18 protein-coding genes are annotated in these 18,309 nt (G+C 37.6%); 7 read left to right on the top strand and 11 right to left on the bottom strand.

Annotated features, from left to right (window positions below; translation table 11 throughout):
* Nucleotides 1–136: 136 nt before the first annotated feature.
* The 3 genes from B6D67_RS08480 to B6D67_RS08490 form a co-directional block, all read right to left on the bottom strand.
* Nucleotides 137–628 (bottom strand): single-stranded DNA-binding protein, encoded by a 492-nt coding sequence (locus tag B6D67_RS08480; RefSeq protein ID WP_002983122.1) that lies wholly within the window; start codon nt 626–628, stop codon nt 137–139.
* A gap of 21 nt (nt 629–649) precedes the next feature.
* Entirely contained in the window at nt 650–940 is a 291-nt protein-coding gene (gene rpsF, locus B6D67_RS08485) for a 30S ribosomal protein S6 (RefSeq protein WP_002983117.1), read from the bottom strand.
* A gap of 172 nt (nt 941–1,112) precedes the next feature.
* A complete protein-coding gene (locus B6D67_RS08490) occupies nt 1,113–1,406 on the bottom strand; it encodes a hypothetical protein (RefSeq protein ID WP_002983113.1) in 294 nt (97 codons plus the stop codon).
* A gap of 167 nt (nt 1,407–1,573) precedes the next feature.
* Here B6D67_RS08490 and mutY point away from each other — a divergent pair, with 167 nt between their 5' ends.
* Nucleotides 1,574–2,728, top strand: a complete 1,155-nt coding sequence (mutY, locus tag B6D67_RS08495) for an A/G-specific adenine glycosylase (RefSeq protein ID WP_015055997.1) — start codon at nt 1,574–1,576, stop codon at nt 2,726–2,728.
* A 75-nt stretch (nt 2,729–2,803) separates the two neighbouring features.
* Entirely contained in the window at nt 2,804–3,391 is a 588-nt protein-coding gene (locus B6D67_RS08500; RefSeq protein ID WP_010922631.1) for a helix-turn-helix domain-containing protein, read from the top strand.
* Nucleotides 3,392–3,442: 51 nt separating this feature from the next.
* Here B6D67_RS08500 and trxA read toward each other — a convergent pair whose 3' ends face one another.
* From trxA to B6D67_RS08525, 5 genes are all read right to left on the bottom strand, one after another.
* Complete coding sequence (gene trxA / locus B6D67_RS08505) at nt 3,443–3,775, bottom strand: thioredoxin (RefSeq protein ID WP_001932060.1); 333 nt, start codon at nt 3,773–3,775, stop codon at nt 3,443–3,445.
* 62 nt (nt 3,776–3,837) lie between these two features.
* Entirely contained in the window at nt 3,838–4,338 is a 501-nt protein-coding gene (locus B6D67_RS08510; RefSeq protein ID WP_015055998.1) for a phosphatase PAP2 family protein, read from the bottom strand.
* Between the two features lie 3 nt (nt 4,339–4,341).
* Nucleotides 4,342–6,681 carry an endonuclease MutS2 gene (locus tag B6D67_RS08515; RefSeq protein ID WP_010922633.1) on the bottom strand — a complete coding sequence of 780 codons (2,340 nt, stop codon included), beginning with the start codon at nt 6,679–6,681 and terminating at the stop codon, nt 4,342–4,344.
* Nucleotides 6,682–6,829: 148 nt separating this feature from the next.
* Nucleotides 6,830–7,375 (bottom strand): CvpA family protein, encoded by a 546-nt coding sequence (locus B6D67_RS08520; RefSeq protein ID WP_010922634.1) that lies wholly within the window; start codon nt 7,373–7,375, stop codon nt 6,830–6,832.
* A 2-nt stretch (nt 7,376–7,377) separates the two neighbouring features.
* Nucleotides 7,378–7,686: a hypothetical protein gene (locus B6D67_RS08525; protein WP_002993251.1), complete on the bottom strand. Its 309-nt coding sequence runs from the start codon at nt 7,684–7,686 to the stop codon at nt 7,378–7,380.
* 156 nt (nt 7,687–7,842) lie between these two features.
* On the opposite strand from B6D67_RS08525, the gene rnhC reads away from it, so the two are divergent.
* The 4 genes from rnhC to B6D67_RS08545 all read left to right on the top strand — a co-directional run bounded on the left by rnhC (nt 7,843) and on the right by B6D67_RS08545 (nt 12,433).
* Nucleotides 7,843–8,745, top strand: a complete 903-nt coding sequence (gene rnhC / locus B6D67_RS08530; RefSeq protein WP_010922635.1) for a ribonuclease HIII — start codon at nt 7,843–7,845, stop codon at nt 8,743–8,745.
* A gap of 10 nt (nt 8,746–8,755) precedes the next feature.
* Nucleotides 8,756–9,349, top strand: coding sequence for a signal peptidase I (lepB, locus tag B6D67_RS08535; RefSeq protein ID WP_002983074.1), 594 nt, complete (start codon nt 8,756–8,758; stop codon nt 9,347–9,349).
* A gap of 57 nt (nt 9,350–9,406) precedes the next feature.
* Nucleotides 9,407–11,860 carry an SF1B family DNA helicase RecD2 gene (recD2, locus tag B6D67_RS08540; RefSeq protein WP_010922636.1) on the top strand — a complete coding sequence of 818 codons (2,454 nt, stop codon included), beginning with the start codon at nt 9,407–9,409 and terminating at the stop codon, nt 11,858–11,860.
* 90 nt (nt 11,861–11,950) lie between these two features.
* The gene (locus B6D67_RS08545) at nt 11,951–12,433 is read left to right on the top strand and encodes a hypothetical protein (RefSeq protein ID WP_002983066.1); all 483 of its coding nucleotides are present in this window, start codon (nt 11,951–11,953) and stop codon (nt 12,431–12,433) included.
* A 92-nt stretch (nt 12,434–12,525) separates the two neighbouring features.
* Here B6D67_RS08545 and dinB read toward each other — a convergent pair whose 3' ends face one another.
* Entirely contained in the window at nt 12,526–13,620 is a 1,095-nt protein-coding gene (dinB, locus tag B6D67_RS08550; RefSeq protein WP_011285702.1) for a DNA polymerase IV, read from the bottom strand.
* Nucleotides 13,621–13,828: 208 nt separating this feature from the next.
* Between dinB and pflB the strand changes: the two genes are divergently transcribed.
* The gene (pflB, locus tag B6D67_RS08555) at nt 13,829–16,156 is read left to right on the top strand and encodes a formate C-acetyltransferase (protein ID WP_002988233.1); all 2,328 of its coding nucleotides are present in this window, start codon (nt 13,829–13,831) and stop codon (nt 16,154–16,156) included.
* Nucleotides 16,157–16,333: 177 nt separating this feature from the next.
* Here the strand turns inward: pflB and B6D67_RS08560 are convergent, their stop codons facing one another.
* Both B6D67_RS08560 and B6D67_RS08565 read right to left on the bottom strand, forming a co-directional pair.
* The gene (locus tag B6D67_RS08560; RefSeq protein ID WP_010922638.1) at nt 16,334–17,284 is read right to left on the bottom strand and encodes a serine hydrolase domain-containing protein; all 951 of its coding nucleotides are present in this window, start codon (nt 17,282–17,284) and stop codon (nt 16,334–16,336) included.
* Nucleotides 17,269–18,021 carry a CppA family protein gene (locus B6D67_RS08565; protein WP_002983053.1) on the bottom strand — a complete coding sequence of 251 codons (753 nt, stop codon included), beginning with the start codon at nt 18,019–18,021 and terminating at the stop codon, nt 17,269–17,271. The genes B6D67_RS08560 and B6D67_RS08565 overlap by 16 nt, the downstream gene beginning before the upstream one ends.
* Nucleotides 18,022–18,309: the final 288 nt, after the last annotated feature.

An 18,309-nucleotide genomic window follows, 5' to 3' on the forward strand; every position in this document is an offset into this window, starting at 1 on the left:
TAAGGGCTCTTAAAAAACGACTGAATTTTAGAAAACTGGCAAGAAATCTTGATTTCCTAGGGAGTTGATCTAAATTCTAAGTTCTAAATTTTTAGCCCGAACTCAAATAATTTCGTATTCGTTCAATCCATTCTGACTAGAATGGAAGATCGTCATCTGAGATATCCATCGGGTTTGAGTTCCCAAATGGGCTATCATCTCTTCCAAAGTTAGGCGTTTGTTGTGCAGGCGCTGAGTAACTGTTTGATGATGAAGTGTTATTGTTAAAACCACCATTAAATGAGCCAGTTGAGCCACCTTCACGTGTAGCACGACTTTCCAACATTTGGAAATTATCTGCAACAACTTCTGTTACATAGACACGTTGTCCTTGTTGGTTTTCGTAGTTACGTGTCTGAATACGACCCGTAACTCCGATCAAAGCACCTTTTTTAGCCCAGTTCGCTAAATTTTCAGCCGGTTGACGCCAGATCACACAGTTAATGAAATCTGCCTCGCGTTCACCATTTTGGCTTTTAAAGGTACGGTTAACAGCAAGTGTGAAGGTAGCCACAGCTACTTGACTTGGTGTGTAACGAAGTTCTGCATCCTTGGTCATACGACCAACTAGTACTACATTATTAATCATAAACTACCCTCTTAGTTGGAATTAAGCGTCAAGTTTAACGATCATGTGACGAAGAATGTCACCATTGATTTTTGAAAGACGGTCAAACTCGTTAAGAGCTGCTGCGTCAGTCGCTTCAAGGTTAACGATGTGGTAAAGTCCTTCACGGAAATCGTTGATTTCGTATGCAAGACGACGTTTTTCCCAATCTTTTGATTCAACAACAGTTGCACCGTTGTCAGTCAAGATAGAGTCAAAGCGTGCTACCAAAGCGTTTTTAGCTTCTTCTTCAATGTTTGGACGAATGATATAAAGAATTTCGTATTTAGCCATTGATATTTTCCTCCTTTTGGTCTAATGACTCACTACTTTTGGAGTGAGTAAGTGAGGTATACTCACAGAATCTTATTGTACACTAATAGTCAATTAAAAGCAAGGAACTTTTTCTACTTGACTAAGTTTTGTCAAACATTTTCTTTCACGAGTTTTAAAAATTGGCACTTAGTCAGACTCCTAAAAAATAGGTGAAAAAAGAAAAAGCAAGGAAAAGTTTTAACCAAAGTGCAAAATATAAAATTAGGGCCAAAACAAAAAGGTTAAACTTTTTAAAAATAATAGCAACCATGGCACATACGATACCTAATCCAGGAAAAACTTGCGTCATGATCAGCCATTCCAACTGTAGTCCGCTCAAAGAAGGATCAAATGGATAAATATAGTTAAGAAATAACACAAGAATCATCATTATAAAAACGAACCACGAATACCGATCAATAAGATTCTTTAATTTCTGGAACATGTCCCCTCCAAATTAAAACCTGTCTGCTTCTATCGTTAATTTCAGTTATTCTAAATCAACATTTAGATGAGGTAAACCTAATATTATTATAATATTTCCTTTTCTTTTTCGCAAATACCTAAAATCTTTTTTTACTCTTTTTAAGACTCCTGTGTTACAATAACAACATGATTGAATTAAAAGATTATGGTATTAATATGTGGGATAATGAGACAATCGCTTCTTTTCGTCGCACACTTTTAGAGTGGTATGACCAAGAAAAACGTGATCTCCCTTGGCGAAGAACTACTAATCCATATTATATTTGGGTTTCTGAAATCATGTTGCAACAAACACAAGTTAATACGGTAATCCCTTATTATAAACGTTTTCTAGAGTGGTTTCCTCAAATAAAAGATTTGGCAGACGCTCCTGAAGAACAATTACTAAAGGCATGGGAGGGACTAGGCTATTATTCTCGGGTGCGTAATATGCAAAAGGCTGCACAGCAAGTGATGGTTGATTTTGGTGGCATATTTCCTCACACTTATGATGATATTGCTTCATTAAAAGGGATTGGTCCTTATACTGCAGGTGCTATCGCCAGCATCTCATTCAACTTACCAGAGCCTGCTGTTGATGGCAATGTGATGCGTGTCATGGCTCGTTTGTTTGAAGTTAATTATGATATCGGTGACCCTAAAAATCGTAAAATTTTTCAAGCTATTATGGAAATACTAATTGACCCTGACAGACCCGGTGATTTTAACCAGGCACTTATGGATCTAGGTACAGACATCGAATCCGCTAAGACACCTAGGCCTGATGAAAGCCCTATTCGTTTCTTTAACGCTGCTTATTTGAATGGTACTTATGGTAAATACCCCATAAAAAATCCAAAGAAAAAGCCTAAACCAATGCGAATTCAGGCTTTTGTCATTCGTAACCAAAATGGCCAGTATCTACTGGAGAAAAATACTAAAGGGAGACTTCTAGGAGGATTTTGGTCATTTCCTATTATCGAAACATCACCTCTTTCTCAACAATTAGATTTATTTGATGACAATCAATCCAACCCCATAATCTGGCAAACCCAAAATGAAACTTTCGAAAGAGAATATCAATTAAAGCCACAATGGACTGATAATCACTTTCCAAATATTAAGCACACTTTTAGTCACCAGAAGTGGACAATAGAACTCATAGAGGGGGTGGTCAAAGCAACAGATTTACCTAATGCTCCTCACCTAAAGTGGGTAGCAATTGAGGACTTTTCTCTTTATCCCTTTGCAACACCACAAAAGAAAATGCTAGAGACCTACTTAAAACAGAAAAATGCTTAATCGCAAGTGAACTATAACGGTTCACTTTTTGTTTACAATTCCTTTACGCCGCTGTAAAGTTTTTCGGTGATATTTATGGAAATTGGTCAGCAAATTATTCGCTACCGTAAACAACAAGCGCTCTCGCAAGAAAAATTAGCCGAGAAAGTCTATGTAAGCCGTCAGAGCATATCTAACTGGGAAAATGACAAAACTTACCCAGACATCCATAGCCTCTTACTCCTAAGTCAAATTTTTCAAGTGAGCTTAGACCAACTCATTAAAGGAGACATTGAGAAAATGAAATATACCATCACTCAGGTTGATAAAAAGAATTTTAAACGAGATACCAAAGTAATGGTAACATTGATGATACTATTAATGATTTCAAGTTATCCATTAGTCTATTTCTTAGAGTGGCTAGGACTTGGCATTTTTGTTTTATTATCGATAATTACTATGACTTATGCTAATCGTGTGGAACGTTTTAAGAAAAAATATGATGTGCAACCTTATAAGGAAATCCTAGCTGTTTCAAATGGAAAATTATTAGACGAAATCGAAAAACGAGAAGAAAGAGCAACACTTCCTTATCAGAAACCCCTTATTGTCACTGTATTTTTCCTCATTACTGTTGCTTTTGCTTTTGCAAGTCGTTTTATGTTTACATGGTTATTCCATTGAAGTTAGTAGGTCATAAAATAAAGCTCAGCGTGACGCTGGGCTTTATTTTAGTTAACTCAATTCAGCAATAATAGCTTTCAATTGGTCTTTAGTATGAACACCTGCAACTTGTTTAACCACTTCTCCGTCTTTTTTAAACATCAATGTTGGAATTGACATAATACCAAACTGACGAGCAGTTTCCGGATTTTCATCAACATCCATTTTCAAAATTTTGAGTTCATCTTCATCGATTTCTTGAGATAACTGTTCTAAGATTGGTGCTTGCATACGACATGGACCACACCAAGTTGCCCAAAAATCAATGAGTACTAAACCTTCTTTAGTTTCTTCTACAAATGTAGCATCTGTTACTTCTAATGCCATCTTTTTTCTCCATTTCATCTTAATGATAAGCCTATTGTACAAGAATTTAGTTGTTTTTGAAACTATTTGCTACGAACTCGCTAAATCAATAAACAAAGCCCTAACATCAAGCCAATAAGGTAACCTACAATAACATCCTTAGGATAGTGAATACCTGCTATCACACGGCAAATTGCCAATAAAGCCGATAATATTAAACAAACTATTCCAAAGTAAACATAATATCGTAACAAACACATACTAATCATCGTAGCTGAAAAAACATGTCTGCTAGGCATTGACCTTCCCTTTGTATCCTTATCAATTAAAGGTTTAATATTCCATTTTTCATACGGTCGTGGAAAATCAAAGCGTTTCCTAATGTAAGACAAAGCTATAAAGCCAACAGCAGGAATAATTAATAACCTTAACCATAATTGAAATGTCATCCCTTGCCAAAGCGTAAATATCAGAAAAGATGGATAAAGTATGTACATCACTCCTGTGATTATTTTTAGTAAAACATTTAAAAGAATTATTAACTGTGGGGTTTTTCTAAAAGGTTGAGATAGTTTGGCATAAAAGTGTTCATATGATTCCATCATTTACCCTAACGTTACAATTGTGGCACCAGATCCCCCTGCATTTTGTGGGGCATAAGCAAAATGCTTAACATGCTTATTACGACGAAGATATTTTGTCACTCCCTCACGAATAACGCCTGTACCAATACCATGAATGATATCAACTTGTCCCATATTGTTAAGCAATGCTTGATCAATAAAATGATCTAACTCTTGCATTGCTTCTTCGTATCTTTTACCTCTAAGATCAAGTCGAGCCCTTGGTCCAGAACCATCAGCCTTTTTAACCACATTAATCTGTTTATTTTTGACTTTCTGTTCTTCTTGGACTCTAACGAGGCTAAATTCATCTTGTGTTAATGTCATTTTGATAATTCCCACTTGTGCTTCCCAACGGCCATCTTTTAATTGACTAGTTAAGGTACCTCGCTGTCCATAACTAGTCACTATAATATCATCACCAATTCTAGGGGCACGAGCTGCTTTGATTTTTTTAGCCTTATTTAAGACTTTATTTTTTGATAAATCAACTTGAGGTGCTAATTTTTTTATTTGTGCCTTAGCATCTATAATTTCGTGAGGTTTTAATTGGCTCTTATCATTGAGTTTTTTTAAGATAGTATCACTCTCATTCAAAGCCATATCTACAATTTCTTGAGCTTCTTGATAGATTTTTTCTAACTCTTTATCGCGTTCATGTGAAAATTCATTATAGAGTTTCTTAACCGCACGATTGAATTTGAGGTTTTCTTGTTCAACTTCTTTAATATGATCCAGTCTTCTACGTGTCTCAAGTGTCTGTGCCTCTAACTGTTCAATAATACGGTTAACATCTGAGTCAGAATCTGTCATCTGCTTAGCTTGTTTAACAATAAATGGAGCTAAACCAAGGCGAGAAGCAATTTCAAATGCATTTGAGCGTCCAGGAACTCCTTGCATAAAGCGATATGTGGGGCTAAGCGTTTCTGCATCAAATTCCATGCTCGCATTCTCTACAAAATTTGTCTCAATCCCATAAGCTTTTAATTCTGGATAGTGCGTGGTCGCCATCGTTTTGATATGACTTAACCTAAGGTGTTCTAAAATAGCCATGGCCAAACTAGCACCTTCTTGAGGATCCGTTCCTGCTCCTAGTTCATCAAAGAGAACTAAACTATTGTGGTCAGCCTCGTTTAAAATACTGACTATGTGCGTCATATGACTAGAAAAAGTTGATAGACTTTGTTCAATAGATTGCTCATCGCCAATATCTGCAAAGATATTGTTAAATACTGCAATTTTACTACCTTTATCCGCTAATACTGGCAAACCAGACTGTCCCATTAATTGTGCTAAACCGAGTGTTTTTAGCATAATCGTCTTACCACCAGTATTGGGACCAGTGATGACAATTGCAGTTAAATCGTGATCAAAATGTAAGTCATTAGCCACAGGATTACTTAACAGAGGATGACGAACATTGATTAATGCTAACGTGCTGTCATTAGAAATCTTAGGTATCGTCGCCTTATTATCAGACATAAAAAGATATTTAGCCCTTACAAAATCAAGATGCCCAAGAATCCATGCATTATTTCTAATAGTGGCGACATGAGGTCTTAACAAGTCTGAAAATGCGTGTAAAATACGACCTTCTTCGTGGCGTTCGTCAGCTCTAAGCTGCGTTATCTCTTCGTTTAGTGTAACTACAGCACGAGGCTCAATATAAACAGTACTTCCTGAAGAAGAGATGTCATGAACCACACCAGAAATACGATTCCGATAAGTATTTTTTACTGGTAGGACACTTCGTCCACTACGACTAGCGATTAGATTCTCTGATAAAAGCTCTGCTTTTTCCTTAAGCATATCCTGTAAAATCTGACGAACCCGTCGTTCACTATTTGTTAATTGACGACGGATACGCTCTAATTCTGGACTCGCAAAATGTTCTAAAAAACCACCATCATTGATAGCTTGAAAAGACCCTTGCAGATTAGGGAATTGTTCCAAATTTTCAAACAAACGATCCAAAGATTGGAAAGAAACATTATCCAAATCAGAATAAAAGTGAATCATATCCGAAGAACTCTGTAAAACTTTTTTGATAGCCAAAAGTTCTTGAATATTAAGATCAGTTGAAAGCTCTAAGCGTTTTAAACTCTCAGAGATTGAACTTAGGCTGACTATGCCAAATGAGTGATGTTCAACAAAAATCTGTTCCATGTCAGAAATTTCATTAAAACTTTTTTCTATTTTAGGAGCCTCCGTCATCGGCTCCAGCTCTAATAATTCTTCTTGTGATTGTTCTGTCTTGAGATAAGGTAATAGCAATTCCTTAACTTTGTTAAATTCTAACTGCTCTAAAATCTTGTTATTCATACTCTTCATTATACCTAAAATGATGGAAAATGGGGCAAGAAAGTCACTAAGTTCCCATGCGTTCTCTTTATTTCTAAACAGTTTCTCGTAAATAAAGAACCTAAAGGTGAAACTCACTCCAGGTTCTTATATTAGTCACAAAACGATATCAAATAATGGCTTGAATCCACAATTTTTGAATAATTATTGTCAATGGTGGAAGGTGTTCGATCACCAAACGAGCAAGAAAACTAGAGTGCAAATAGTGCTGTAAAAAAGGCATAGGGACCGTTGCAAAAATAGACAGTAACATGTTCAAAAAAAGAAGCGATACTAGAAACGCTAGTCCGCCACTCAAACATTTTGTCCACTGGTTATCAAAATAATTTAGCAAAAGGAAATGAACAAAAATCCCAAGAAAGCGACTCAATGCATACCCCAATAAGAAAATGATAAAAAAGGCAAGGCCTGCATAATAAACCTTATCTAAAACAAAGATATCAACTGATTTAAAGAAAAAGACTGATGTTCCTTCTACCGGGTTAGAATAAGGAATCCAAAGCGTTAGCTTATGGGCTAATCCAATATAAAATCGATTAGCTACCAAAAGAGAAAGTAGGGCTCCTAAGACATAAAACGATTGAAGAATAATACCTCTACTATAACCAATATAAAAATTCCAAGTTAAAATAAGCACTATCAATAAAGATAACATGATTAAACCTCATTCACATCTATTTGATTAGCTTTTTCTTGAAGACCAACCAAGGTTTTTTGACGTAAATCTAAAATTTCAGCTTCCATTTTTTCAATGGCAATCTCTCTGCTTAATTGTGTTGACAAGGTATTGATAGCCATTAAAATAGCGATAGTCTCGTCATCAGCTTCTGGTAAATGATTTTTAAGAGCCTGATACTTTTCTTTAGCTACCCGCTCAACTTCTTCCATAAAGAGATTGTCTTTGTCAGTTGTCAATGTTAATGTTTTTTCACCAAAGGTGAATTTATAGCGATTAATACTTTTCATAGGGTCACCTCATTAGCATTATACCGTAAAATGAAACTTTCGTAAAATAGTCAACACCATTGCCCTAACCCGTCTAAACATTCGAGTCTCTGTTTTCTTTGTTAAATAAACTTATGAATTAACCATAGTCAACTATTTTATGTTAAAATAATTATTATGAATACCTTAGTTTTGAAAATAGATGCTATACTGAGTAAACATTTAAAAAAACAGCTAGCCCCCTACACCATCAGTAGCCAAAATACCTATGTAGCCTTTGCTGCTAAAAAAAATGGGGTTACTGTTTTGCTGTACAAATCCGGAAAATTAGTTCTCCAGGGAAACGGTGCAAATGCTTTAGCTCAAGAGCTTAATCTTCCAGTAGCTAAGACAGTTTTTGAAGCAAGCAACAATAGCCAAGATATACCTATAATCGGCAGTGATGAGGTGGGTAATGGCTCTTATTTTGGTGGGATTGCTGTTGTGGCAAGTTTTGTCGATCCTAAAGATCATTCCTTCCTGAAAAAGCTTGGGGTTGATGATTCTAAAAAATTATCGGATAAAACCATTCAACAGATTGCGCCTCTGTTAGAGAAACAAATACCTCATCAATCACTTCTCCTATCACCTAAAAAATATAACGAATTGGTTGGTAAAAGTAAACCATATAATGCCATTTCTATCAAAGTTGCTCTTCATAACCAAGCTATTTTTTTGTTGTTACAAAAAGGCATTCAACCTAAACAAATTGTTATTGATGCTTTCACTAGCCAATCAAATTATGAAAAGCATCTAAAAAAGGAAAAAAACCATTTCCCAAATCCTCTAACCTTTCAAGAAAAGGCAGAAAGTCACTATTTGGCTGTGGCTGTTAGCTCTATCATTGCTAGAAATCTATTTTTAGACAATCTCGATCAATTAGGTCAAGATTTAGGTTACCAACTCCCAAGCGGTGCTGGTTCAGCTTCAGATAAAGTTGCTAGCCAACTCTTAGCCGCTTATGGTATGTCTAGCTTAGAATATAGTGCTAAACTTCACTTCGCCAACACTCACAAAGCGCAAGCGCTTCTCACTAAATAAAAGGAATCATATGAAACAGTTTATTAAAGAATGGGGCCCATTCACTCTCTTTTTAATTCTCTTTGGTCTATCTCGTCTTTTTTTGTGGCAGGCTGTTAAAGTAGACGGCCATTCTATGGACCCAACTCTAGCTCATGGCGAACGCCTTATCGTTTTTAATCAAGCTAGAATTGATCGCTTTGATATTGTAGTTGCTCAGGAAGAAGAAAACGGACAAAAGAAAGAAATCGTAAAAAGAGTTATTGGATTGCCAGGCGATACCATTTCTTATAATGATGACACACTTTATATTAATGGTAAAAAAACAGTTGAGCCGTATTTGGCTGAGTATCTAAAACAATTTAAAAACGATAAACTCCAAAAAACTTACGCCTATAATACCCTATTCCAACAGTTAGCAGAAACATCTGATGCTTTTACAACTAATTCTGAGGGACAAACACGCTTTGAGATGAGTGTTCCAAAAGGAGAATACCTTCTTCTTGGTGATGATCGTATTGTTTCCAGGGATAGTCGCGAAGTTGGTAGTTTCAAAAAAGAAAACCTTATCGGTGAAGTGAAAGCTCGTTTTTGGCCACTCAATAAAATGACCGTTTTTAATTAGAAAAAACCTGCCTTTGGGCAGGTTTTCAGTTATCTTGTATAAATAGAAAGAGTTACTATGGAATACGTTTTTACAGGTACTGTTGATCGTATCATTTTTGAAAACCAGGCTAATTTCTTTAAAATTCTCCTCCTTGCCATTGAGGATACAGACAGTGACATTGACGACTTTGAAATCATTATCACAGGAACGATGGCTGACATTATTGAAGGAGATGACTACACCTTTTGGGGGGAATTGACCCAGCACCCTAAATATGGACAGCAACTCAAACTAAGCCGTTACCAAAAAATCAAACCTAGTTCATCTGGTTTGGTTAATTATTTCTCTAGCGACCATTTTAAGGGGATTGGTAAAAAAACAGCGGAGAAAATCATTGCGCTATATGGTCATAATACCATTGACCATATTTTAGAAGACCCAAGCAAATTAGAAACTATCTCTGGCCTATCTAAGGCTAATCGTCAAGCCTTTGTCGCTAAACTAAAATTGAATTACGGCACAGAGCAACTGATTGCTGGTCTCGTCGAACTTGGCCTTAGCAACCGTTTTGCCCTTCAAGCGTTTGAAAAGTATAAAGAAGAGGCTCTTGACCTTGTTAAAGAAAATCCCTATCAGTTAGTCGAAGATCTACAAGGTTTTGGGTTTAAAATGGCAGATGCTCTCGCTGAAAACTTAGGGATTGAAAGCGACTCTCCGAAACGTTTTCGTGCAGCCCTCCTTCACTGTCTCTTGGAAGAATCCATCAATCGAGGAGATACTTATGTCCAAGCACGACAATTATTAGACTTTGCCATCACACTCCTTGAAGATGCACGTCAAGTAGAATGTGATCCTGCTGCTGTGGCTGAACAACTAAGCGAGTTAATCATAGAGGGCAAAATCAAAAACAGTGACACCAAACTGTTTGATGCTAGCCTTTATTTTGCTGAAGAAGGGATTGCTAACAACATCTCTCGTCTCTTAGATACTCCTTTAAGTCAGTCATTTAGTCATGATACCATTCAAACAACCATCCAAGCCGTTCAAAAAGACTTTGCCATCACCTATGACCAAGTGCAGCAAGAAGCCATTACTAAGGCTTTAACCAGCAAGGTCTTTCTCCTAACAGGTGGTCCCGGAACAGGAAAAACAACTGTTATTCGAGGCATTTTGCAGGCTTACGCGAACCTGCATCAGATTGATTTGGATAAAAAAGACCTTCCTATCTTGTTAGCAGCTCCAACAGGTCGGGCTGCACGTCGCATGAATGAGTTGACTGGACTTCCTAGCGCAACCATCCACAGGCACTTAGGCCTCAATGGCGACAACGATTACCAAGCCATGGAGGATTATCTAGACTGCGACCTGCTGATTGTCGATGAATTTTCAATGGTGGATACCTGGCTTGCCAACCAGTTGTTAGGAGCTATTAACTCAACAACTCAAGTGATTATTGTCGGAGATAGTGACCAGCTTCCTTCGGTTGGACCCGGTCAAGTCCTGTCAGATCTTTTAAAAGTCAATAGCCTGCCCCAAATCGCCTTGCAAAAGATATTTCGTCAATCCCAAGAATCTACTATTGTCAATTTGGCAGACCAGATGCGTCGAGGAATCTTAGCTGCTGACTTTCGTGATAAAAAAGCTGACCGTTCTTATTTTGAAGCCCAAGCAGCCTTTATCCCTGACATGATTCAAAAAATTGTCCTATCTGCTATTAAAAGTGGCATCCCTGCTGAGGAAATTCAAATTTTAGCACCTATGTACAAAGGACAAGCTGGCATCAATCATCTTAATCAACTCATGCAAGAACTTCTCAATCCCTTGCAAGGACAAACAGAATTTCTGTTCAATGATACGCATTTTCGTAAAGGTGATAAAGTCCTGCACTTAGTCAACGATGCTCAGTTGAATGTCTTTAACGGAGATATTGGTTATATTACAGATTTGATTCCTGCTAAATACACCGAATCTAAGCAAGACGAATTAATCTTAGATTTTGACGGTAGCGAAGTCACGTACCCTAGAAATGAATGGCTAAAATTAACCCTGGCCTATGCCATGAGCATTCATAAATCGCAAGGGAGTGAGTTTCAAGTGGTGATTTTACCTATCACACGCCAAAGCGGCCGACTCTTGCAACGAAATGTGATTTACACGGCCATTACTCGGTCTAAAAGTAAGTTAATTCTGTTGGGAGAATATACTGCCTTTGAGTATGCTATTAAACACGAAGGCGATAAACGCCAAACCTACTTGATCGAACGCTTCCAAGAACAATCCGACTTAGCCTCCTCTCAACCTAACCAAGAGCTAAAATCAAAAGAGCAGACCTCCCTTTTTTCTAATACGGCAACCCTTGAGGACGACTCTCAAAAATCTTCCTCTCAATCAACAAACTCTAACCCCACTGAGAACTCTCAGTCAGATAATGATGATTTTAGGTTAACACCTGAGAATTATTCGACTATCGATTCGATGATAGGGCTTACAGAATCAGATATTGCCCTCTTTTTCCAGAAAAAATCCTAGAAAAACGGACATTTTTGATTAATCTATGGTATAATATTTTTGTATTAAACACATTGTACAATTTCGGATTAAGGACTCTAGGAGGATTATATGATTTCTTATGAAAAAGTGCGTCAGGCACTCAAAACGTCTACTATTGCCATTATTATTCTAAACGGGCTTGGAGTTGTACTGTCATTAATGGGATTTGCAGGGATTTTCTACTTACAAAGCCAACTCAAGAATGAAGCATTTCGGGCCCAATTAACAACTGAGCAATTGGCACAGCTACAAAGCAGCATGACACCATTTATGATTTTCTTATCTGTCTTAAATGTCCTTGCTATTATTGCTATCATTGTCTTTTGTGCTCAAAACTTATCTAAATTAAAACAAGGTCTAACGGTTAGTTATATTCCTTATATCTTAGGCCTTATCCTTTCTGTTATCGGCTTGGTTAACCAGTTCACAACAACCATGTCAATGGTTGGAACTATCCTTATCCTTATACAAGCTGCTCTTTATGGCTTTGCTTTTTACAAGGCTAAAACCCTTAACGAAAAAGGTGATGATACAGACCAAGCTATGCTGTAATAAAATAATGGACCAAAGAAGCTGATTAGGGAAATCCCTAATCAGCTTCTTTTTTCTCCAAAATGAGGCGGACGGATAGAGCACTCTTTCTCCTATAGGTCCAAGGAAATATCAGCTACCTTATCCTCCAAATTGGTCATGGTTACCCCTAACAGGCGGATACCAGCAGGATTTTCGCTTAAGCTGTCAAAAATATCCCCAGCTACTTGCTCAATTTGTGCGGCATTTCTGGTTAATTCTGGCAAGGTGACACGTTTTGTCAAGGTGGTAAAATCAGCATAACGCACTTTGAGCACAATGGTCTTGCCTAACTTTTTATGGTCTTGTAAGAGAGCGGCCACGCGCTTAACATTTTTACTGATCTCTGCCTTGATGTCTGTTTCTTGATAAAGCAGTTTAGCGTAGGTTCTCTCACTGCCAATTGACTTGCGTATCCGATCAGACTTGACAGGAGAATTGCTGATGCCTCTCGCTTTACGGTAAAGGTCAAAACCAAACCGACCAAAATGATCAATCAAGGTCATTTCAGGAACTGCCAACAAATCCTGTCCTGTATAAATCCCCATGTCATGCAGTTTTTTAACTGATTTTTTACCAACACCATGAAACTTTTCAATGGGGAGTTTGGCTAAAAAGCACAGGGCATCTTCTTTCAAGACTAGAGTGAGGCCATGAGGTTTTTCAAAATCACTAGCCAATTTAGCCAAAAATTTGTTATAAGACACACCTGCTGAACAGGTCAATCCTACTTCTTTCCAGATATCATGCTGAATCAGCTTGGCTATTTTGACGGCTGACTTAATCCCCAACTTATTATCAGTCACATCAAGGTAAGCCTCGTCAATGGACATAGGCTCTACCACATCAGTATAACGCTTAAAAATACGGCGGATCTGGTCTCCAACTGTTCGATACTTTTCATAATTTCCTGAAATAAAAATGGCTTTGGGACAACGCTCATAAGCTTCCTTAGAGCTCATGGCCGAATGAATGCCATATTTTCTCGCTTCGTAATTACAAGTGGAAACAACTCCGCGACCACCTGTTTCTCTTGGATCTTTCCCAATCACAACAGGCTTTCCTTTTAAAGCAGGGTTATCCCTTTCCTCAACTGCAGCAAAAAAGGCATCCATGTCAATATGGATGATTTTTCGTGACGTGTCATTAATCAGTGGAAAAATAAGCATAAGTCCCTCCTTTCTCTATTATACCTTTTAGGCTATCTAAAGCCAAAAAAATACATTCTAATACAGTTTGTGACTGTTTCAACAATCTGTATTATAAAAGAATCTTAATTTTGTCAAGAATTTTGCTTGGGAAAACGTTTCCTATGTGTTAAACTTAGAATTGTAAATGTAACAGATCGCTTTGTTACTAGAATTTAAGGAGAAATTTATGGCAACTGTTAAAACCAATACAGATGTTTTCGAAAAAGCTTGGGAAGGCTTTAAAGGAACTGACTGGAAAGAAAAAGCAAGTGTCTCACGTTTTGTACAAGCTAACTACACCCCATACGATGGCGATGAATCTTTCTTGGCTGGTGCTACTGAACGTTCACTTCACATCAAAAAAGTTATCGAAGAAACAAAAGCACACTATGAAGCTACACGTTTCCCATACGATACTCGTCCAACTTCAATTGCTGACATTCCTGCTGGTTTCATCGATAAAGAAAATGAATTAATTTATGGTATTCAAAACGATGAATTGTTCAAATTGAACTTCATGCCAAAAGGTGGTATCCGTATGGCGGAAACGACCCTTAAAGAAAACGGCTATGAACCAGACCCAGCAGTACATGAAATCTTTACTAAGTATGTGACAACTGTTAACGACGGTATCTTCCGCGCTTATACTTCAAATATTCGTCGCGCTCGTCATGCCCACACTGTAACTGGTCTTCCAGATGCTTACTCACGTGGACGTATCATCGGTGTTTACGCTCGTCTTGCTCTTTACGGTGCTGACTACTTGATGCAAGAAAAAGTCAATGACTGGAATGCTATCACTGAAATCGATGAAGAATCCATTCGTCTTCGCGAAGAAGTTAACCTTCAATACCAAGCTCTTGGTGAAGTGGTTAAACTTGGTGACCTTTACGGAGTTGATGTTCGTCGCCCAGCACAAAACGTTAAAGAAGCTATCCAATGGGTAAACATCGCTTTCATGGCTGTATGTCGTGTGATCAACGGTGCTGCTACTTCTCTTGGACGTGTGCCAATCGTTCTTGATATCTTTGCAGAACGTGACCTTGCTCGCGGTACCTTTACAGAATCAGAAATCCAAGAATTTGTTGATGATTTTGTCCTTAAACTCCGTACCGTAAAATTTGGTCGTACGAAAGCTTACGATGCGCTTTACTCAGGTGACCCAACATTCATCACAACTTCTATGGCTGGTATGGGTAACGATGGTCGTCACCGTGTAACTAAGATGGACTACCGTTTCTTGAACACGCTTGATAATATTGGTAACTCTCCAGAACCAAACTTGACTGTTCTTTGGACTGACCAACTGCCAGAAACATTCCGTCGCTACTGTATGAAAATGAGCCACAAGCACTCTTCTATCCAATATGAAGGTGTGACAACAATGGCTAAAGAAGGTTATGGTGAAATGTCATGTATTTCATGTTGTGTGTCACCACTTGACCCAGAAAATGAAGAACAACGTCATAACATCCAATACTTCGGTGCTCGTGTAAACGTTCTTAAAGCCCTTCTTACTGGTCTTAACGGTGGTTACGATGATGTTCACAGAGACTACAAAGTGTTTAACGTTGTTGAACCAATCACATCAGAAGTTCTTGAGTACGACGAAGTTATGGCTAACTTTGAGAAATCTCTTGACTGGTTGACAGATACTTATGTAGATGCGCTTAACATCATCCACTACATGACTGATAAATACAACTACGAAGCAGTTCAAATGGCCTTCTTGCCAACACACCAACGTGCTAACATGGGATTCGGTATCTGTGGTTTCGCTAACACAGTTGATACCTTGTCAGCTATTAAATACGCAACTGTTAAAACTATCCGCGATGAAAATGGCTACATCTATGACTACGAAGTAACAGGTGACTTCCCTCGTTACGGTGAAGATGACGACCGTGTTGATGACATCGCGAAATGGTTGATGGAAGCTTACCACACACGTCTTGCAAGCCACAAACTTTACAAGAATGCTGAGGCTTCAGTATCACTTCTTACCATCACTTCAAACGTTGCTTACTCTAAACAAACTGGTAACTCTCCAGTTCACCGCGGCGTCTTCTTAAACGAAGATGGTACAGTTAACACTAGCCAAGTGGAATTCTTCTCACCAGGTGCTAACCCATCTAACAAAGCAAAAGGTGGCTGGTTACAAAACCTTAACTCACTTGCTAAACTGGAATTCTCACATGCTAACGATGGTATCTCATTGACTACTCAAGTATCACCTCGTGCTCTTGGTAAAACATTTGACGAACAAGTTGACAACTTGGTAACAGTGCTTGACGGTTACTTTGAAAATGGTGGTCAGCACGTTAACTTGAACGTTATGGACCTTAACGATGTTTATGACAAAATCATGAACGGCGAAGACGTTATCGTACGTATCTCTGGTTACTGTGTCAACACCAAATACCTTACACCAGAACAAAAAACTGAATTGACACAACGTGTCTTCCACGAAGTGCTTTCCATGGACGATGCTGCTGAAGCTATTTCAAGTAAATAGTAGTATCTAAATGATCAATAACTTATAAAAAAGAACAGCCATCTCATTTGATTCAAAATGAGATGGCTATTCTTTTTTCACTTATAATCACTCTAATCGCATCAGACAAATGAAATGGCTATTTTAGAAGAAACTTTAAAAACAGTAATAAGATCACTAAAACTGCCCCTTTAGACGTTACGATACGGGGGTTGTCAGATCATGCTTTAGTGCATTGTAAAGCAACTGACGTTCTTTTAACCATTTACTTTTATCATCCTCGTCGTAAGTACGGTTGGTCAAAAAAATAGCTGCCGTTTGCTCTTTTTTATTAAGCATTAGAAACGGCCCTGTGTAACCTGTATGACTAATCCAATCGCCATCTAAATTCCACCCTAGTGACCGCTCAATTGTTTGTTGGCTGTAGTTGCGCCACAGACAATCTGAAAATGGATCATTAAGATAATGATTGCTAAAACTTTCTAAATCTGCAAGAGTTGAAAATAGCCCCGCAGATCCAGAATGTTTTTTTAAGATTTTTGCTTTGGGATCATGAACTTCTCCATCACTCACACCCTTTAATGTTGGTACAGCTTCTGGACGAGGGCCAAAAGACGTATGATACATCCCAAAGGGAGTAAAGATAGTCTTGTCAAATATCTGGTCTAAAGATTCACTAAAGAGCTCTTCTAACATGAAGCCTAACAAGAGGAAATTGACATCTGTGTAATAAAAGTTTTTATTTTCTTTTTGAGTAAGATGATTAAGTGCTTTTCTTAATTGTTGTGCATTTAAAACATCTCTGTTAGGAATATAAGGATCAAGACCACTGGTATGAGTCAATAACTGTCGAATAGTGACAGTCGCATCAGCAATACTAGGATAATATACCTTTAAGGGATCATCTAATGCTAACGTACCATTATTCAATAAAATATTGCATATTGTGGCCACACCAACAACTTTTGAAACACTAGCCAAGTCATAAACTAAGTTAGCATCAACTGGTCGTCTTCCATCAATTGTTCCGATATGGTATTCTTGCCATCGACCAGATTGAAAGAGAGCCAGACTGGCCCCTTTGTATACTTTTTTGTGAAGATGGTTTTCAATACATTTAATGACCGCCAAAGTCATTTCGTAAACCATACTTCGATCTGACTTGGATCAGAAAGGACCAATACTTTGTGTTTTTTATCAATGTAGACCTTGTGCCCGTCTTCTTCTAAAGTTGCTTTTAGGACCTTCATATCATAGTCCTTTGAGACTTGAAATTCTAAAATTTCTAAATCCCAAGCAATATGGGGATCAATTGCCAAATCGGGACCTTCTTCTTGAATAAAATCCATAGTAATAGGTAACTGATCACTAAACAGATCCCGATAAAAAGCTTTTGAGCGTTCTTCACTAATAACATTTAAAACAATAATATCAAACTTAAATTGAGTTAAACCTTTAAAAGTCGCATCTTTTTCAAGCGATGGTAAATCAGTACCTTGGAGATGTTTAATATCTTGTTCAGCATGCAACAAGAATCGGTCTCCTTCTGGGGAAATAGTCTCAAAGGCATAGCCATTTTGACCTTTAAAAAGAGCGTCATAATGTGCTCCATGAGCTAATAATTGTTCGATTTCTTTAGGTTGATTTGTTTTGATGACAATCGTATTAACCTTTTTAGGGCCTTCTACCGCACGCGTTCTAACTGAAGGTGACTCTTCAATTACAAAACATTCCTGCCCTTCTCCCCAAGATGAAAAGATAGCAATCGCATTTTCTTCAGATACTAAACGAAGCCCTAAATTATTTTGATAAAATGCAATATTAAGGTCGCGATCATTAACGCGTAATACTGGAGTTTTAAAGGTAATATTTTCCATTAAAGTCATAATTTCCTCCTAATCCTCTGCTATTATAGACAAAATTCCTCTATTTGACAAGAAATTATACGTATTCATCCTACTAGATTTTTGATAAAGAGCGACAAACTAGCCTTTTAAACATTCACTACAATAACAGCTAAGCTCAGTAAGGGAAAAAGGAAGGCGTCCCCTTTCATGCAATATTAATATTTTAGCTTAATTTTAACAAAATACATCGAACTAAAGCTCTTCTAAGCATAGTGGCATGTTTTAATGAAGTAAATCACGTTGACGGCTAAGGTTTTTTTTTGTAAA

Origin of the sequence: Streptococcus pyogenes, assembly GCF_002055535.1 — a bacterium.
GTDB lineage: Bacteria > Bacillota > Bacilli > Lactobacillales > Streptococcaceae > Streptococcus > Streptococcus pyogenes.

What these genes read in the sequence shown, in the direction of transcription:
- rnhC (WP_010922635.1), top strand. Translation starts at nt 7,843, where the DNA reads ATGAATACCTTAGTTTTGAAAATAGATGCTATACTGAGTAAACATTTA.
- pflB (WP_002988233.1), top strand. Translation starts at nt 13,829, where the DNA reads ATGGCAACTGTTAAAACCAATACAGATGTTTTCGAAAAAGCTTGGGAA.
- B6D67_RS08545 (WP_002983066.1), top strand. Translation starts at nt 11,951, where the DNA reads ATGATTTCTTATGAAAAAGTGCGTCAGGCACTCAAAACGTCTACTATT.
- mutY (WP_015055997.1), top strand. Translation starts at nt 1,574, where the DNA reads ATGATTGAATTAAAAGATTATGGTATTAATATGTGGGATAATGAGACA.
- B6D67_RS08480 (WP_002983122.1), bottom strand. Translation starts at nt 628, where the DNA reads ATGATTAATAATGTAGTACTAGTTGGTCGTATGACCAAGGATGCAGAA.
- recD2 (WP_010922636.1), top strand. Translation starts at nt 9,407, where the DNA reads ATGGAATACGTTTTTACAGGTACTGTTGATCGTATCATTTTTGAAAAC.
- B6D67_RS08560 (WP_010922638.1), bottom strand. Translation starts at nt 17,284, where the DNA reads ATGGTTTACGAAATGACTTTGGCGGTCATTAAATGTATTGAAAACCAT.
- rpsF (WP_002983117.1), bottom strand. Translation starts at nt 940, where the DNA reads ATGGCTAAATACGAAATTCTTTATATCATTCGTCCAAACATTGAAGAA.
- trxA (WP_001932060.1), bottom strand. Translation starts at nt 3,775, where the DNA reads ATGAAATGGAGAAAAAAGATGGCATTAGAAGTAACAGATGCTACATTT.
- lepB (WP_002983074.1), top strand. Translation starts at nt 8,756, where the DNA reads ATGAAACAGTTTATTAAAGAATGGGGCCCATTCACTCTCTTTTTAATT.
- B6D67_RS08515 (WP_010922633.1), bottom strand. Translation starts at nt 6,681, where the DNA reads ATGAATAACAAGATTTTAGAGCAGTTAGAATTTAACAAAGTTAAGGAA.
- B6D67_RS08500 (WP_010922631.1), top strand. Translation starts at nt 2,804, where the DNA reads ATGGAAATTGGTCAGCAAATTATTCGCTACCGTAAACAACAAGCGCTC.
- B6D67_RS08510 (WP_015055998.1), bottom strand. Translation starts at nt 4,338, where the DNA reads ATGGAATCATATGAACACTTTTATGCCAAACTATCTCAACCTTTTAGA.
- dinB (WP_011285702.1), bottom strand. Translation starts at nt 13,620, where the DNA reads ATGCTTATTTTTCCACTGATTAATGACACGTCACGAAAAATCATCCAT.
- B6D67_RS08525 (WP_002993251.1), bottom strand. Translation starts at nt 7,686, where the DNA reads ATGAAAAGTATTAATCGCTATAAATTCACCTTTGGTGAAAAAACATTA.
- B6D67_RS08490 (WP_002983113.1), bottom strand. Translation starts at nt 1,406, where the DNA reads ATGTTCCAGAAATTAAAGAATCTTATTGATCGGTATTCGTGGTTCGTT.
- B6D67_RS08520 (WP_010922634.1), bottom strand. Translation starts at nt 7,375, where the DNA reads ATGTTATCTTTATTGATAGTGCTTATTTTAACTTGGAATTTTTATATT.
- B6D67_RS08565 (WP_002983053.1), bottom strand. Translation starts at nt 18,021, where the DNA reads ATGACTTTAATGGAAAATATTACCTTTAAAACTCCAGTATTACGCGTT.